15 protein-coding genes are annotated in these 14,702 nt (G+C 67.7%); 5 read left to right on the forward strand and 10 right to left on the reverse strand.

The genetic code is table 11. The features are described 5' to 3' along the window. Positions 1-95: 95 nt before the first annotated feature. The 4 genes from coaD to AC3B6A_RS01885 form a co-directional block, all read right to left on the reverse strand. Complete coding sequence (gene coaD, locus AC3B6A_RS01870) at positions 96-575, reverse strand: pantetheine-phosphate adenylyltransferase (protein ID WP_488400645.1); 480 nt, start codon at positions 573-575, stop codon at positions 96-98. A 188-nt stretch (positions 576-763) separates the two neighbouring features. After that, complete coding sequence (locus AC3B6A_RS01875) at positions 764-2,359, reverse strand: GMC family oxidoreductase (RefSeq protein ID WP_488400646.1); 1,596 nt, start codon at positions 2,357-2,359, stop codon at positions 764-766. 39 nt (positions 2,360-2,398) lie between these two features. Then, positions 2,399-2,944, reverse strand: coding sequence for a twin-arginine translocation pathway signal protein (locus AC3B6A_RS01880; RefSeq protein WP_488400647.1), 546 nt, complete (start codon positions 2,942-2,944; stop codon positions 2,399-2,401). Positions 2,945-2,996: 52 nt separating this feature from the next. Further along, positions 2,997-4,427, reverse strand: a complete 1,431-nt coding sequence (locus AC3B6A_RS01885) for a coniferyl aldehyde dehydrogenase (RefSeq protein WP_488400648.1) — start codon at positions 4,425-4,427, stop codon at positions 2,997-2,999. A 242-nt stretch (positions 4,428-4,669) separates the two neighbouring features. Between AC3B6A_RS01885 and AC3B6A_RS01890 the strand changes: the two genes are divergently transcribed. Then, a complete protein-coding gene (locus tag AC3B6A_RS01890; RefSeq protein ID WP_488400649.1) occupies positions 4,670-5,323 on the forward strand; it encodes a TetR/AcrR family transcriptional regulator in 654 nt (217 codons plus the stop codon). A 45-nt stretch (positions 5,324-5,368) separates the two neighbouring features. Here AC3B6A_RS01890 and AC3B6A_RS01895 read toward each other — a convergent pair whose 3' ends face one another. Next, complete coding sequence (locus tag AC3B6A_RS01895; RefSeq protein ID WP_488400650.1) at positions 5,369-5,785, reverse strand: GNAT family N-acetyltransferase; 417 nt, start codon at positions 5,783-5,785, stop codon at positions 5,369-5,371. Positions 5,786-5,855: 70 nt separating this feature from the next. Beyond that, positions 5,856-6,851 (reverse strand): hydrolase, encoded by a 996-nt coding sequence (locus AC3B6A_RS01900; protein ID WP_488400651.1) that lies wholly within the window; start codon positions 6,849-6,851, stop codon positions 5,856-5,858. Between the two features lie 152 nt (positions 6,852-7,003). Between AC3B6A_RS01900 and AC3B6A_RS01905 the strand changes: the two genes are divergently transcribed. Beyond that, positions 7,004-7,402 (forward strand): hypothetical protein, encoded by a 399-nt coding sequence (locus AC3B6A_RS01905; RefSeq protein ID WP_488400652.1) that lies wholly within the window; start codon positions 7,004-7,006, stop codon positions 7,400-7,402. 60 nt (positions 7,403-7,462) lie between these two features. Here the strand turns inward: AC3B6A_RS01905 and AC3B6A_RS01910 are convergent, their stop codons facing one another. Genes AC3B6A_RS01910 through AC3B6A_RS01925 form a run of 4 tightly spaced genes read right to left on the reverse strand, consistent with a single transcriptional unit; the run spans position 7,463 to position 11,420 of the window. Further along, positions 7,463-7,927, reverse strand: a complete 465-nt coding sequence (locus AC3B6A_RS01910; protein WP_488400653.1) for a virulence RhuM family protein — start codon at positions 7,925-7,927, stop codon at positions 7,463-7,465. 25 nt (positions 7,928-7,952) lie between these two features. Further along, a complete protein-coding gene (gene rsmD / locus AC3B6A_RS01915; RefSeq protein WP_488400655.1) occupies positions 7,953-8,564 on the reverse strand; it encodes a 16S rRNA (guanine(966)-N(2))-methyltransferase RsmD in 612 nt (203 codons plus the stop codon). Next, positions 8,564-10,057 carry a M16 family metallopeptidase gene (locus AC3B6A_RS01920; protein WP_488400656.1) on the reverse strand — a complete coding sequence of 498 codons (1,494 nt, stop codon included), beginning with the start codon at positions 10,055-10,057 and terminating at the stop codon, positions 8,564-8,566. Before AC3B6A_RS01920 ends, rsmD begins: the two co-directional genes overlap by 1 nt. Then, positions 10,050-11,420, reverse strand: a complete 1,371-nt coding sequence (locus AC3B6A_RS01925; protein ID WP_488400658.1) for a M16 family metallopeptidase — start codon at positions 11,418-11,420, stop codon at positions 10,050-10,052. The genes AC3B6A_RS01920 and AC3B6A_RS01925 overlap by 8 nt, the downstream gene beginning before the upstream one ends. 192 nt (positions 11,421-11,612) lie before the next feature. Here AC3B6A_RS01925 and ftsY point away from each other — a divergent pair, with 192 nt between their 5' ends. Genes ftsY through ftsX form a run of 3 tightly spaced genes read left to right on the forward strand, consistent with a single transcriptional unit; the run spans position 11,613 to position 14,673 of the window. Next, on the forward strand, positions 11,613-12,995 hold the full coding sequence (ftsY, locus tag AC3B6A_RS01930; RefSeq protein WP_488400659.1) for a signal recognition particle-docking protein FtsY: 1,383 nt from the start codon (positions 11,613-11,615) through the stop codon (positions 12,993-12,995). Next, a complete protein-coding gene (gene ftsE / locus AC3B6A_RS01935) occupies positions 12,992-13,663 on the forward strand; it encodes a cell division ATP-binding protein FtsE (RefSeq protein WP_488400660.1) in 672 nt (223 codons plus the stop codon). Before ftsY ends, ftsE begins: the two co-directional genes overlap by 4 nt. Beyond that, positions 13,663-14,673: a permease-like cell division protein FtsX gene (ftsX, locus tag AC3B6A_RS01940; protein ID WP_488400661.1), complete on the forward strand. Its 1,011-nt coding sequence runs from the start codon at positions 13,663-13,665 to the stop codon at positions 14,671-14,673. Before ftsE ends, ftsX begins: the two co-directional genes overlap by 1 nt. Positions 14,674-14,702: the final 29 nt, after the last annotated feature.

Genomic DNA, 14,702 nt, shown 5'->3' on the forward strand with positions numbered 1-14,702 from the left:
GTAGCACAGTGGTGAAATTGTGCCGCATCGGCGCGTTCAGTGCACGCGGACGGGAGGGGAGGTTGCGCAAACCGCCATCCTTGGCGGCGGCGTGGTCAGCGCTTGAAGCGCTCGGCCAGGGCGCTGGCCACCACGGGATGGACGAATTTGGCGATGTCGCCGCCCAGCGCCGCGATTTCGCGCACCAGGGTGGAGGAGATGAAGGAGTACTTTTCCGACGGGGTGAGGAACATGCTCTCCAGGTCGGGAGCGAGCTGGCGGTTCATGTTGGCCAGCTGGAATTCGTATTCGAAGTCCGACACCGCGCGCAGGCCGCGCAGCAGGATGTTGGCGTTCTGTTCCTTGGCGAAGTGCGCGAGCAGCGTGGAGAAGCCGACGACTTCGACGTTGGGCAGGTGCGAGGTGACCTCGCGGGCCAGCTCGACGCGTTGCTCCAGCGGGAACAGGGGGTTCTTCTTGGGGCTGGCGGCAACGGCGATGATCACCTGGTCGAACAGTCGCGAGGCGCGTTCGACCAGATCCGCATGGCCTTTGGTGATGGGGTCGAAGGTACCCGGGTACAGCACTCGATTCATCGCGGCGTCCTGGTCGGCTCTTGGTTACAGGCTGGGCAATAGCGGGGCTGGATGGTAACGCAGCGCGTCCGTGGGGCCAAGCGACCTTGGTAGTGCGCCCGGACGTGGACTACCGGCGTTCATCGCAGGTGCGCCGGGCGCCCGCGCGCAGGCCCCGTGCCAGAGCCTGCGCGTGGTCCTGCGCCGGGTCAGGCCTTGCCCAGGCGCTCGACCAGCGCGGCGGACAGCTGCGCGGTCAGCCCGTACACCGACAGCTGCGGGTTGGCGCCGATGCTGGTGGGGAACAGCGAGCCGTCGTGGATCGACAGGTTGTGCAACTGGTGGTGCCGGCCGAGGCTGTCGCACACCGCCTGCTGCGGGTCCTCGCCCATGGCGCAGCCGCCCATCACGTGGGCGCTGCCCAGGCGGGTGCGGTACAGCGCAAGATTCAGGCCGTCGATCAGGGCGTGGGCTTCCTTGGCGCTCTTCACATAGCCGGCGTCGGCATGCAGCGGCAGCACGGCCTTGGCGCCGGCGGCGAACTGGATGTCGGCCATGGTGTGGAAGGCGCGGCGGATACCGTCCCAGGTGTAGTCGGTCATCTGGTAGTCGAGCACCGGGGTGTCGTCGCCGCGCAGGCTGACGCTGCCGGCCGCGCTGTCCGGGTGGAAGCCGTCGCGCATCAGGGCGAGGATCACGTTGGTGTGCGGCAGCTGTTCCATGCGCAGGGCGTTGTCCTCGCCGAAGCCGCCGAGCAGGGTGGCGCTCAGCGCGGGCTGCAGCGGCGGCACTTCGAGCTTGTAGGACATGCGCCCGGTGGCGCCGTCGTCCCACTGGAAGTGGTCGGAGTAGATCGACTGCGGCGCGCCGTAGAAGGGGTTGATGACCTCGTCGAACAGCGCGGCGCTGAAGTTCACCACGTGCAGGAAGGTGCGCTGGCCGACGCGGCCGTGCGGGTCCGGCGCCTTGGAGCGCAGGAGGATCGCCGGGGTGTTGATGCCGCCGCCGGAGAGCACGTAGTGGCGCGCCTTGACGGTGATCCTGCGGCCGGTCGGCGCGACGCAGCGCTCGTCCATGGCCAGGCATTCCAGGCCGCTGACCTTGTCGCCGTCGAGCAGCAGGCGGTTGGCGCGGGCGAGATAGAGCAGTTCGCCGCCCTTGTCCAGGGTTGCCGGGATGGTGGTCACCAGCATCGACTGCTTGGCGTTGGTCGGGCAGCCCATCCCGCAGTAGCCCAGGTTCCAGCAGCCGCGCACGTTGCGCGGGATGACCTTCCAGTGCAGGCCGAGCTTGTCGCAGCCCTTGCGGATCACGTCGTTGTTCGGGTTCGGCGGCAGCGCCCAGGGGGCGACGCCCAGGCGCTGTTCCATCTTCTCGAACCAGGGCGCCATCTCGGCGGCGCTGTGGCCCTTGACGCCGTGTTCCCTGGCCCAGTGTTCCAGGGTCGGTTCCGGGGTGCGGAAGCTGGAGGTCCAGTTGACCAGGGTGGTGCCGCCCACGGCGCGGCCCTGGAGGATGGTGATGGCGCCGTCCTTGCTCATCCGGCCGATGCCTTCCTGGTACAGCGTCGGGTAGGCGTCGGCTTCCTGCATCTTGAAGTCGGTGCTGGTGCGCAGCGGGCCTTCTTCCACCAGCAGCACCTTGTAGCCGGCGGCGCTGAGGATTTCGGCGGTGGTGCCGCCACCCGCGCCGGTGCCGACGATCACCACGTCGGCTTCGAGGGTCAGGTCGTTTTCCAGGCGCGAGCCGTCATGGACTTTCCAGCCGCCGGCCAGGCCGGCGGCGAACAGATCGGGTACAGGCATCGGGATTCTCTCAGGCGGATTCTTGTCGTTGCGGGCGGATCAGACCTTCGGCGGGCCGGGGTAGCCGCAGTGGCCCCAGGACTCCGGGCGGCCGTACCAGGCCATCAGGACCAGCTGCAGCAGCGAGCTGTGGCCCATCTTCAGCAGCGCGATCGAGCTGTTCTGCCAGCGTTCGAGGAAGTGCTTCACGTCCGCCGCGCCGGCCTTCTCCCAGCTGCCCCAGACGCCGGTCAGCGGGCCGCGGGTGATCGGCAGGGCGAGCACGTCGAACAGCTGCACGGTGAGCTTGAGCATCTCCGGGGAGAGGTGGTGGAGGCTGTTGTCGAGGCTTTCCAGGGTGCCCTTGACCGCGTCGGCCATGCGCTCGGCGGGCACGGCGCCGGCCAGCATCACCGGGATCAGCGCGTGCAGGAAGGGCATGTCGGAATCGCGCAGGACCTTGTAGCCATTGGCCGGCACGCTGGCCGAGCAACCGCTGAGGCTGGCGGTGACGCCGGCGGTGGCGAGGAAGGCGCCGCCGAGCAGGCCGACTTTGAGAACGCCGCGCCGGGACAGGCCCGGCGCGCTCAGGGAGGTGTCTGTCATTCTTGTTGTTTCACCTGTGGAGAGTGCCGCCGGGGATGCCCGCGGCAAAAAATCAGCGGATGAACAGCTTGTACACCAGCTTCTGCAGCGACTTTCCATAAGGAGGGTAGATCACCCGGGCGGCGTTGAAGCGCGGCTTGCTGAACACGCCCTTGGCCTTGCTGAAGGTCAGGAAGCCTTCGTGGCCGTGGTAATGGCCCATGCCCGAGGGGCCGACGCCGCCGAACGGCATGTCGTCCTGGGCGACGTGCAGCAGGGTGTCGTTCAGGCACACGCCACCGGAGTGGGTCTGCGCCAGCACGTGGTCCTGCTCGCGCTTGTCGTAGCCGAAGTAGTACAGCGCCAGCGGGCGGTCGCGCTCGTTGATGTAGCCCAGCGCCTGGTCGAGGGTCTGGTAGGGGATCACCGGCAGCAGCGGGCCGAAGATTTCCTCCTGCATCACCTTCATCTCGTTGTTCACGTTCAGCAGCAGCGCCTGCGGCAGGCGCCGCCCCTGGGCCTGCGGGAACAGCGGGATGACCGTGGCGCCGCGCGCCTGGGCGTCGGCCAGGTAGCCGTTCAGGCGCGACAGCTGGCGCTCGTTGATGATCGCGGTGTAGTCCGGGTTGTCCTCCAGTCGCGGGAAGAAGCCCTGCACCACCTGGCGGTAGCTGTCGACGAATTCGTCGACGCGGTTGTGCGGCACCAGCACATAGTCCGGCGCCACGCAGGTCTGCCCGGCGTTGAGCGACTTGCCGAAGGCGATGCGCTCGGCGGCGTCCTTCATCGGCACGCTGGCGGAGATGATCGCTGGCGACTTGCCGCCCAGTTCCAGGGTCACCGGAGTGAGGTTCTCCGCGGCGGCGCGCATCACGTGCTTGCCGATGCTGGTGGCGCCGGTGAACAGCAGGTGGTCGAAGGGCAGCTTGGAGAAGGCCACGCCCACTTCCACCTCGCCTTCGACCACCGCGACCATGTCCTCGGGGAAGATCTTGCCCAGCAGCGCCTTGAGCATGCGCGCGCTGGCGGGGGTGGATTCGCTCATCTTGATCATCACCCGGTTGCCGGCGGCCAGGGCGCCGGTCAGCGGGCCGATGGCGAGGAACAGCGGGTAGTTCCACGGCACGATCACGCCCACCACGCCCAGCGGCTGGTAGATGACCCTGGCCGAGGCCGGCATGAACTGCATGCCCACGCTGCGCCGCGACGGCTTCATCCACTTCTTCACGCGCCTGGCGGCGTAGTGCACGCCGTGCAGGGCGGGCAGCACTTCGGCCAGCAGCGTCTCGTCGGCCGAGCGGTTGCTGAAGTCGCTGCTGATCGCGTCGATGATCGCCTGCTGCTCGGTCACCAGCAGGTTGGCGAGGCTTTTCAGCCAGGCGATGCGCTGGCCGGCGTCGGGCATCGGGTTGGCGCGGTAGGCCTGGCGCTGGCGTTCGAGGAGGGATTCCAGCTGGCTGATCTGCTGCTGGCTCTGCTGCAGGTAGGCGATGTCGGCGACCATGACGGGCTCCTTGGCGGAAGCGGGTGGGGAAGCTCTCCGACGATTCGCACGGGAATCACCGACGCTTCGCGTTGTTATGCTGTCGCTGGTTTTTTAGAGCAATTGCTCTAGAGTGTCAATCAGCATGCCGCTTCCACCTCGCCAGGCCCAGCCAACGAAAAGCTGGGATGCGCCTGCGCAGGTGTTACGCGGTAGCAATCGGTGTACCTTTGCCCCGCAATCCGTATTCACGAGTTCCGCGAATGGCCCCACGCATCAAGACCCGCGAGCGCATCGCCCAGGCCAGCCTGGAGCTGTTCAACGCCCAGGGCGAGCGCAGCGTCACCACCAACCACATCGCCGCGCACCTGGGCATTTCGCCGGGCAACCTGTACTACCACTACCGCAACAAGCAGGCGATCATCGCCGAGCTGTTCGCCGAGTACGAAGGGCATGTGGATCAGTTCCTGCGCCTGCCGGAAGGCCGCGCGCTGACGGTCGACGACAAGGTCTACTACCTCGAATCGCTGCTGGCGGCGATGTGGCGCTACCGCTTCCTGCACCGCGACCTCGAACACCTGCTCGACGCCGACCCGGAGCTGGCCGCCAACTACCGCAGCTTCGCCCGCCGCGCGCTGGTCAACGCCCGGACCGTGTATCGCGGCTTCATCGACGCCGGCATCCTGCTGCTGGACGACACCCAGCTCGAAGCCCTGACCCTCAACGCCTGGATCATCCTCACCTCCTGGGTGCGCTACCTGTGCACCACCCGCGAGGTGGCCGGCGACCTCAGCGAGGCTCAGCTGCGCCGGGGGCTCTACCAGGTGCTGGCGCTGGAAAGCGGGCACATCGCCCCGGCCGCGCGCGAAGCGGTGGCGGCGGTGTTCGACCGGCTGTACGTGCCGCTGGAAGACTGAGTCGATTGGCGGATGACCGCGCGCGGTTATCCGCCGCCGGGGTCGTCAGGCATCCGCCTTGCGCGGTCCCGGCACCCGTGGCCGACGCAGGGCGATGCCGTGGCGCACGAAGAACTCCTCCACGCCCTCGGTGGCATCGGTGTAGAGCGTGCGTCGTGGGTGATCGGCGAGGAAACGCGCCATCAGCTGGAGCCCCACGCCGCGCGACTGGAAGCCGGGCAGCACGGCGATCTCCGCCAGCCAGGTGGTCTGCGCGGTTTCGCTCTCGGCGCGCAGCAGGCCGATGACCTGCCCGCCGTCCACGGCCAGCAGGGTGTAGCTGGAGAACTCGTAGAGCTCGCGCAGCTCGTCCGCCGTGCCGGGCGAGCCCCAGCCCACGGCGCGGTAGAGCGCGGCGATCCCGGCGCACTGCGCGTCGTTCAGTGCCGGGTTGTGCAGGATCGTCAGCGGCGTGTCAGGCATGGCATCGCTCCTCTCTGGCGCTTGCTTCCAGTCTGCTCCATCGCCGCGCCGGCGGGCTGACCCAGGGCAGTCAGGCGCCGTGCCGCTGCCGCAGCCACTGCGGGATGCGGCGCTCCAGATAGTAGTCCGGCCGCCCGGGCGAGCCGCCGATGAAGCCGACATGGCCGCCGTGGGCCAGCAGCTCCAGCTCGGTGGAGGCCGACAGCTCGCCGGCCAGCGGAATGCTCTGCGCGTGGATGAACGGATCGTCGCTGGACTGGATGACCAGGGTCGGCACGCGGATACCACCCAGGTAATAGCGGCTGGACGCCCGCCGGTAGTAATCGTGGACATCGGCGAAGCCATGCAGCGGCGCGGTCACCCGGTCATCGAAATCCCAGAAGGTGCGCATGCCGTCCAGCGGGCCGAGGCGCTCCAGCGCGGCGAGGTTCTCCGCCTGGCCGCCGGCGGCGAAGGCCCGGCGCTTGGTCTGCACGTAGGCCACCAGCTCGCGCATGAAGTGCGCCTGGTAGACCTTCGAGAAGCCGATGCCGATGCGGTCGGCGCACTGGTCCAGGCGGAACGGCACCGACACCGCCACCGCGCCGCGCAGCGGGCAGGCGGCGGACGACTCGCCCAGGTACTTGAGCAGCACGTTGCCGCCCAGCGAATAGCCCACGGCATAGAGCGGCGCCATCGGCCGCTGCGCCCGCAGGTGCGCGACCACCGCGGCGAGGTCTTCGCTGACCCCGGAGTGATAGCCGCGCGGCAGCAGGTTCGACTCCCCGGAACAGCCGCGCCAGTTCAGCGCCACGCTGGCCCAGCCCAGGGCCGCCAGCTGTTGCTGCAGGCCGAGGATGTAGTGCGATGACGACGAGCCGGTCAGCCCGTGCAGCGCCAGCACCAGCGGCGTATCCGCCGCGTGCGGGCCGTGCCAGTCCAGGTCGATGAAGTCGCCATCCTCCAGCCACAGCCGCTCGCGGGTGCGCGCAAGGCCCGGCGCTTTGCGCAGGAGCGAGCCGTACAGGGTCTGCAGGTGCGGGCCGGGGAGCCACCAGGCGGGCTTGAAGGGCAGAGGTTTTCGCATGTTTGATGAATGATTTATAGGCCAGTCCAGGCGGAGTTGCAGTGACTTGAGTGAGGTTGATATAGGACTTTTCCGATGCCTCCAGAGAAAGTGCCTTGTCAATAAAATGTTAGAAATGGCTGCAATCTGACGTGATTTACGAGGTAACCTCAGTGAGCCTTGCAATCTATCCAGTTTTTAGCGGTCCTGATGAAATAGGTAGCTTCAATGGCGGCGAACTGCTGGCCTTGAACATTGAGCAACTGGACGAAATAGCGTCTGAACGAATGCTCAAATTGCTCTCAGAGTTTGCTTGCAACCCGGAAGTCCCGCACGACTTTGACGGAGATCCCTGGGAGCTTCTGGATTCTTTGGCGCTGGCTGATATTTGGTTTGACGCTCGCGAGGGTAGTCGTGCTGTGCTCAAACTACGAAACTACCTCCTTACTGCTACGGAGACATCGAACCGCTTGGATTATTGGTCGGACACAATAGACGAGTTGGAGAGCCTCGCAGCAATACTGCGTAGGGCCGCAGATGCGGGGTTGCGCTTCCGTTTGGAGATGAGCTGACCATTGCTCTGAACAACCAAGCCTCTTCCTGGCCGATCCTTTGGTCTCTGGCAGGCTGGCCTAGTCGATGAGATTTTCCCGAAACAGGGTCAGGGTGCGTTCCAGCTCTCGAATCCGCGCTTGCTGGGTTTGCAGGTGCTGCTCATTGAGCGCGTATCCCTTGACCAGATAGTCCCTGAGTACCTGGTTGGCCCAGATACGGAAGTGGGTGCCCTGGCGGGAGTTCACCCGGTAGCCGACGGAGATGATGGCGTCGAGGTTGTAGTACTCCATCTGGCGTGCGACCTGTCGATCACCTTCGGTTTGAACCGTTGCATTTCTTGCAACGGTTCGCTCCCGCTCCAGTTCCCCGGTTTCGAAGATGTTCTTCAAATGCCGCGAGATGACGGACTTGTCACGTCCGAAAAGCTCGGACATCTGTGGAAGGCTCAACCAGAGGGTGTCGTGTTCAAGGCGAACCTCTACAGCCGGACGCCCATTCTCTGTCTGATACAGCAGAATCGATTTTTCTATCTCATTGTCCATTTGAGATTCGGCTCCTTTCCTTGACTCAAGACTCCCCGCGCCGCCACAGCGCGTAATGCACCGCCCCGGCCTTCTTCTCCCGGTGCAGGCGCCAGTTGGGCGGCAGGCCGAGGCTGGAGGGCGCGGTTTCGCTTTCGGTGTAGACCCAGGCGTCCCCGGCCAGCCAGCCGCGCTCTTCCAGCAGGCGGCAGGCGTTTTGCAGCAGGTTCTGGTGGAAGGGCGGGTCGAGGAAGACCAGGTCGAAAGGCCGTTCGGCCGGGTTGTCCAGGTAGCGCAGGGCGTCGGTCAGCAGGACCTGGCCGACGTCGCAGCGGAGGGTGGCGAGGTGGCCGCGCAGGGCGGCGGCCGCTTCGGCGTTGGTGTCCAGCGCGAGGCCGGCGCTGGCGCCGCGGGACAGGGCTTCGAGGAACAGCGCGCCGCTGCCGGCGAAGGGGTCGAGCACGCGGGCGCCGGGCACGTAGGCCGCCAGCCAGTTGAACAGGGTTTCGCGCACCCGGTCCGGCGTCGGGCGCAGGCCCGGGCCGTCGGGGAAGGCGAAGCGCCGGCTGCGCCACTCGCCGCCGATGATGCGCAACTGGCCCTGGCCGCCGTGGGGACGCTGTGCGGCGCGCGGGGCGCCGCCGGGACGTTTGCTCATCAATGCTCCGGTACGCCGGCGGGCTGCTCGGCGGGCTTGTCGGTGGGGGGCGGCAGCGGTTTCTGCGGCACGCTGGGGCCGGCGGTGACGATGACGAAGGCGTCCGGGTTCAGGTGGCGGCGCATGGCCTCTTTCACCTGTTCCACGCTCAGGCCCTGGACCTGGTTGAGGAAGTTTTCCAGGTAGTCCAGCGGCAGGCCGTAGAAGCCGATGGCGCCCAGCTGGCCGACGATGTCGGCATTGCTCGCGGTGGACAGCGGGAAGCTGCCGGCCAGCTCGCGCTTGGCGTTGTCCAGCTCCTTCTGGGTCGGGCCCTTGTCGATGAACTCGCGGACGATGTCCTGCACCAGCTTGAGGGTACCCTCGCTCATTTCGGCGCGGGTCTGCAGGCTGATGCTGAAGGGCCCGCGCGCCTGCATGCCGCTGAAGCCGGAGTAGACGCCATAGGTCAGGCCGCGCTTCTCGCGCACCTCGTCCATCAGCCGGCTGCCGAAGCCACCGCCGCCGAGGATCTGGTTGCCCAGGTAGAGCGCGGCGTAGTCCGGATCGTTCCGGGTGATGCCCAGCTGCGCCAGCATCAGTTGGGTCTGCGCGGACGGGAACTCGATGTGGGTGGCGCCGGGCTTGGGCACCTGCGGCTCGGCCGGGGCCGGCAGGGCGGGGCCCTTGGGCAGCGCGCGGGAGACGCTGTTGGCGATGGCTTCGGCCTGCTCGCGGCTGAGGTCGCCGACCAGCGCGATGACCACGTTGCCGGCGGCGTAGGCCTTCTGGTGGAAGGCGCGCAGCTGGGCGGCGGTGATCTTCGGGATCGACTTTTCGGTGCCGTCGCTGGCATGGGCGTACGGGTGGTCGCCGTAGAGCCGCCGGAACAGCTCCAGGCTGGCCAGTTTGCCGGGGTTCTGCTTCTGGTATTCGAGGCCGGCCAGCACCTGGTTGCGGATGCGCAGCAGGGCGTCCTCGGGGAAGGTCGGCTGGCCGATCACCTGGTCGAACAGCGCCAGCGCGGCGTCGCGCTTGGCCGGCTCGCTCAGGCTGCGCAGGCTGGCCACCGCCATGTCGCGGTAGGCGCCGTTGCCGAAGTCAGCGCCGAGGTCGTCGAAGCCGGCGGCGATGGCGCTGGTGTCCTTGCCGGGCACGCCTTCGTTGAGCATGGCGTTGGTCAGCATGGACAGGCCGTGGGCGTCGCCGTCCTGGCTGCTGCCGGCGGCGAAGGTCAGGCGCAGGTCGAACATCGGCAGCTCATGGGTCTCGACGAAGAGCACGCGGGCGCCTTCGGCGGTCTGCCATTTCTGGATGTCCAGCGTGCGGTGGCCGGGCGCCTTGCCGGCGGCTGCGGCGAGGGATTGCACGCCGGTGGGCGCGCTCGCCTCGGGTGCCGGGCGGGGGACTTCGGTATCGGCGGCGGGGCGGGAAACGAACAGCGCCAGGCCGGCGATCAGCAGGATGACGATCAGCCCGACCAGGCCGTAGCGCAGGCCATTGCGTTCACTCATGGCTCGGCTCCTTGTCGGTGGCGACTTCCGGCAGGACCTGGGCGAGGGTCAGGCGGGAGCGGGTGAAATAAGTGCGGGCGGCTTTCTGGATGTCCTCGGCGGTGACCGCCTGCAGGGCTTCCAGGTCCTGGTCGGCCAGCTTCCAGGACAGGCCGACGCTTTCCAGCTCGCCCATGGTGCTGGCCTGGCTGGCGATGGAGTCGCGCTCGTAGACCAGGCCGGCGATCACCTGGGCGCGCACGCGCTCAAGCTCGGCCTGGCTCGGCGGGGTTTTCTTCAGGTCTTCCAGTTGCTGCCAGAGGGCGGCTTCGACCTGTTCGAGGGTCTTGCCGGTCTGCACGTTGGGCGTCGCGCTGAGGAAGAACAGGCTGTCGCCGCGGGTGAAGGCGTCGTAGGAGGCGGAGGCGCCGGTGACGATCTCCTCGCCGCGCTCCAGGCGCGACGCCAGGCGGGCGCTGTAGCCGCCGTCGAGGATCGCCGAGAGCAGGCGCAGGGCGTTGACCTCGCGGGGGTTGTCGCTGCTGCCCAGGCTCGGCACGTTGAAGCCCATGATCAGGCTCGGCAGTTGGGTGCGCACGTGCAGCGTCAGGCGGCGCTCGCCGGGCTCGGCCAGATCCAGCGGCCGGCGCGCGGCGGGCAGGTCGCGCTTGGGAATCTCGCCGAAGTACTTCTGCGCCAGGGCTTTCACCTCGTCGCCGCTGACGTCGCCGACCACCACCAGGGTGGCGTTGTTCGGCGCGTACCAGGCCTGGTACCAGTGGCGCAGGTCGTCGACGGTCATGCGCTGCAGGTCGGCCATCCAGCCGATGGTCGGCGTGCGGTAGCCGCTGGCGAGGTAGGCGGTGGCCTTGAAGCGTTCGAAGGCCAGCGAGCTGGGCCTGTCGTCGGTGCGCAGGCGGCGCTCCTCCTTGATCACCTCGATCTCGCTCTTGAACTGGTCGGCCGGCAGGGTCAGGTGGGCCATGCGGTCGGCTTCCAGCTCCAGCGCCACCGGCAGGCGGTCGCGGGCCAGCACCTGGTAGTAGGCGGTGTAGTCGTCGCTGGTGAAGGCGTTCTCCTCCGCGCCGAGCTCGCGCAGCACGCGCGAGGCCTCGCCGGGGCCGAGCTTGCGGCTGCCCTTGAACATCATGTGCTCCAGGGCGTGGGACAGGCCGGTCAGGCCGGGCGTCTCGTAGCTGGAGCCGACCTTGTACCAGAGCTGGGAAACCACCACCGGGGCGCGGTGGTCTTCGCGGACAAGGACTTTCAGGCCGTTGTCCAGAGTGTATTCGTGGGTCGGTTGAGGCTCCGCGGCAACCGCCAGCAGCGGCAGCAACAGGGAACCGAGCAGCAGGCCGGCATGGCGGCGCGCAGGGGTTTTCATCGTCGACTGAACCTTTCGGGCTGTCCGCGGGGTCTATTCAGGCTGGCGGCCAGCCTCCTAACCCCGGCGGGCGAGGAGATGCTAGGATACCCATCCGTTTTCCGGGCGGCCACGTCCAGCGCTGGCGAAAGCTGTTGCGAGCCTTTTCCCTCGTCCGCTTCCCGTGGCGTCCCCTAGAGATTCGATCCCTACATGTTTGGTTCCAACGACGACAAGAAAGCCCCGCCAGCCGGGGAAAAGAAAGGTCTGTTCGGTTGGCTGCGCAAGAAGCCGCAGGCCGCCGAGCAGCCCGTTGCCGAGGTCGAGCCGCAGGTCCGGACGCCTGCCGCCGCTGAACCGGCCGATGCGCCCGTGCAGTCACCGGCCACCCAGGCCGAGCCCGTCGCGCCGTGCCCGGAGCCGGCCGCCGAGCCGCTGGTCGATGCCGCACCTGCGCTGGCGCGCGAGCCGCAGCCGCCGGTGGCCGCCGAAGCACCGCAGCCGTTCGTCGCCGCGCCGGCCGAACCGGCCCAGCCACAGCCCGCTCCTGCCGCCGAGCCGGTGCAACCGCAGCCGGCCCCCGTGGCTCCCGTCGTAGCCGCCACGCCCGAGCCGGAACCCCAGCCCGAACCGCAAGCCAGGCCTGCCGCCAGCGAGCCGGCCAAACTCGGCTTCTTCGCCCGCCTCAAGCAGGGCCTGTCGAAGACCAGCGCCAGCCTTGGCGAAGGCATGGCCAGCCTGTTCCTGGGCAAGAAGGTCATCGACGATGACCTGCTCGATGAAATCGAGACCCGCCTGCTGACCGCCGACGTCGGCGTCGAGGCCACCACCACCATCGTGCAGAACCTGACCAGGCGCGTGGCGCGCAAGGAACTGGCCGACAGCGAGGCGCTGTACAAGGCCCTGCAGGAAGAGCTGGCCGGCCTGCTGCGCCCCGTGGAGCAGCCGCTGGCCATCGAGGGCGGCAAGCAGCCCTACGTGATCCTGGTGGTCGGCGTGAACGGCGTGGGCAAGACCACCACCATCGGCAAGCTGGCGAAGAAGCTGCAGCTGGACGGCAAGAAAGTCATGCTGGCCGCCGGCGACACCTTCCGCGCCGCCGCCGTCGAGCAGCTGCAGGTGTGGGGCGAGCGCAACAACATCGCGGTGATCGCCCAGCACACCGGCGCCGATTCCGCCTCGGTGATCTTCGATGCCGTGCAGGCCGCCCAGGCCCGCGGCGTGGACGTGCTGATCGCCGACACCGCCGGCCGCCTGCACACCAAGGACAACCTGATGGAAGAGCTGAAGAAGGTGCGCCGGGTGATCGGCAAGCTGGACCAGACGGCTCCCCACGAAGTCCTGCTGGTGCTCGACGCCGGCACCGGGCAGAACGCCATCAACCAGGCCAAGCAGTTCAACAACGCCGTGGAACTCACCGGCCTGGCCCTGACCAAACTGGACGGCACCGCCAAGGGCGGGGTGATCTTCGCCCTGGCCAAGCAGTTCGGCCTGCCGATCCGCTACATCGGTGTCGGCGAAGGGATCGACGATCTGCGCACCTTCGAAGCCGACGCTTTCGTCCGCGCACTCTTCGAGACCCGGGAGATCGCATGATCCGTTTCGAGCAGGTCGGCAAACGCTACCCCAACGGCCATGTCGGCCTGCACGAGATCTCGTTCCGCGTGCACCGCGGCGAAATCATGTTCGTCACCGGCCACTCCGGCGCCGGCAAGAGCACCCTGCTGCGCCTGATCCTGGCGATGGAACGGCCTTCCTCCGGCAAGCTGCTGCTCGGCGGGCAGGACGTCTCGCGCATCTCCACCGCGCAGATTCCCTTCCTGCGCCGGCAGATCGGCGTGGTGTTCCAGAACCACCAGCTGCTCGACGACCGCAGCGTGTTCGACAACGTCGCCCTGCCGATGCAGATCCTCGGCCTGCCCAAGCCGGAGATCGCGCGCCGGGTGGACGAGGCGCTGGAGCGGGTGAACCTCAAGGAGAAAGCCGAGGACCGTCCGTCCGACCTCTCCACCGGCCAGCAGCAGCGTGTCGGCATCGCCCGCGCGGTGGTGCACCGTCCGGCCCTGCTGCTCGCCGACGAACCGACCGGCAACCTCGACCCGCGCCTGGCCTCGGAAATCATGTCGGTGTTCGAGGACATCAACCGCCTGGGCACCACCGTGCTGATCGCCAGCCACGACCTGGCGCTGATCGCGCGCATGCACCACCGGATGATCACCCTGCAGCGCGGCCGCATCATCGCCGACCGTGAGGAAACCGCCTGATGAGCGCCAACGACCTGCCCCACGGCCCGCAAGAGGGCACTCCGCAGCGCAACACCCGCGAGCGCCCGGACGAACACGAGCACCAGGACCAGAGCGCATCCCTGGCCGCCTATGCGGAAAACCACCGCGCCAGCCTGGCCGACAGCCTGCACCGCCTGTTCAGCCATCCCTTCGGCAGCTTCTTCACCTGCCTGGTGATGGGCATCACCCTCAGCCTGCCCATGGGCCTGTCGCTGCTGCTGGGCAACGTCGAGCGGCTGGGCGGCTCCTGGCAGCGCGCCGCGCAGATTTCCCTGTTCCTCGACCTGAAGGCCAGCGAGAGCCAGGGCCAGGACCTGCGCGAGCAGATCGAGAAGATGCCCGACGTGATCGAGGCGCAGCTGATCAGCCGCGACGACGCGCTGAAGGAGCTGCAGCAGCAGTCCGGCCTCGGCGAAGCCCTCAAGGAACTGCCCGAGAACCCGCTGCCGGCGGTGATCTCGGTGACCCCCAAGCAGATCGACAAGGCCCAGCTGGATGCCTTGCGTCAACGGCTCGCGGAGCTTCCGGGTGTACAACAGGCGCAGCTGGACCTGGTCTGGGTCGAGCGCTTGTCGGCGATCCTCAAGCTGGGCGACCGCTTCGTCTTCGGCCTGACGATCCTGCTGGTGCTGACCCTGTTGCTGGTGATCGGCAACACCATCCGCCTGCACATTGAAAACCGCCGTAACGAAATCGAGGTGATCAAGCTGGTCGGCGGGACGGACGGTTATGTGCGCCGCCCCTTCCTCTATATGGGCGCGCTGTACGGCCTGGGCGCGGGCATCCTGTCCTGGGCGCTGCTGGCCTTCGGCCTGGACTGGCTGAACGGCTCGGTCGTCAATCTGGCCGGGCTTTACGGCAGCGACTTCGGCCTCGCCGGCGTGCCGCTGGACGACGGCCTGTCGCTCACCATCGGCGCCGTGCTGCTGGGCTGGATCGGTGCCTGGCTGGCCGTGGCGCGTCACCTGCGGGAGCTGGCGCCGCGCTGAAACCCCTGATTTTACTGGGGTCAAGCGGG

The sequence above is a fragment of the Pseudomonas sp. B12(2026) genome (assembly GCF_057767015.1).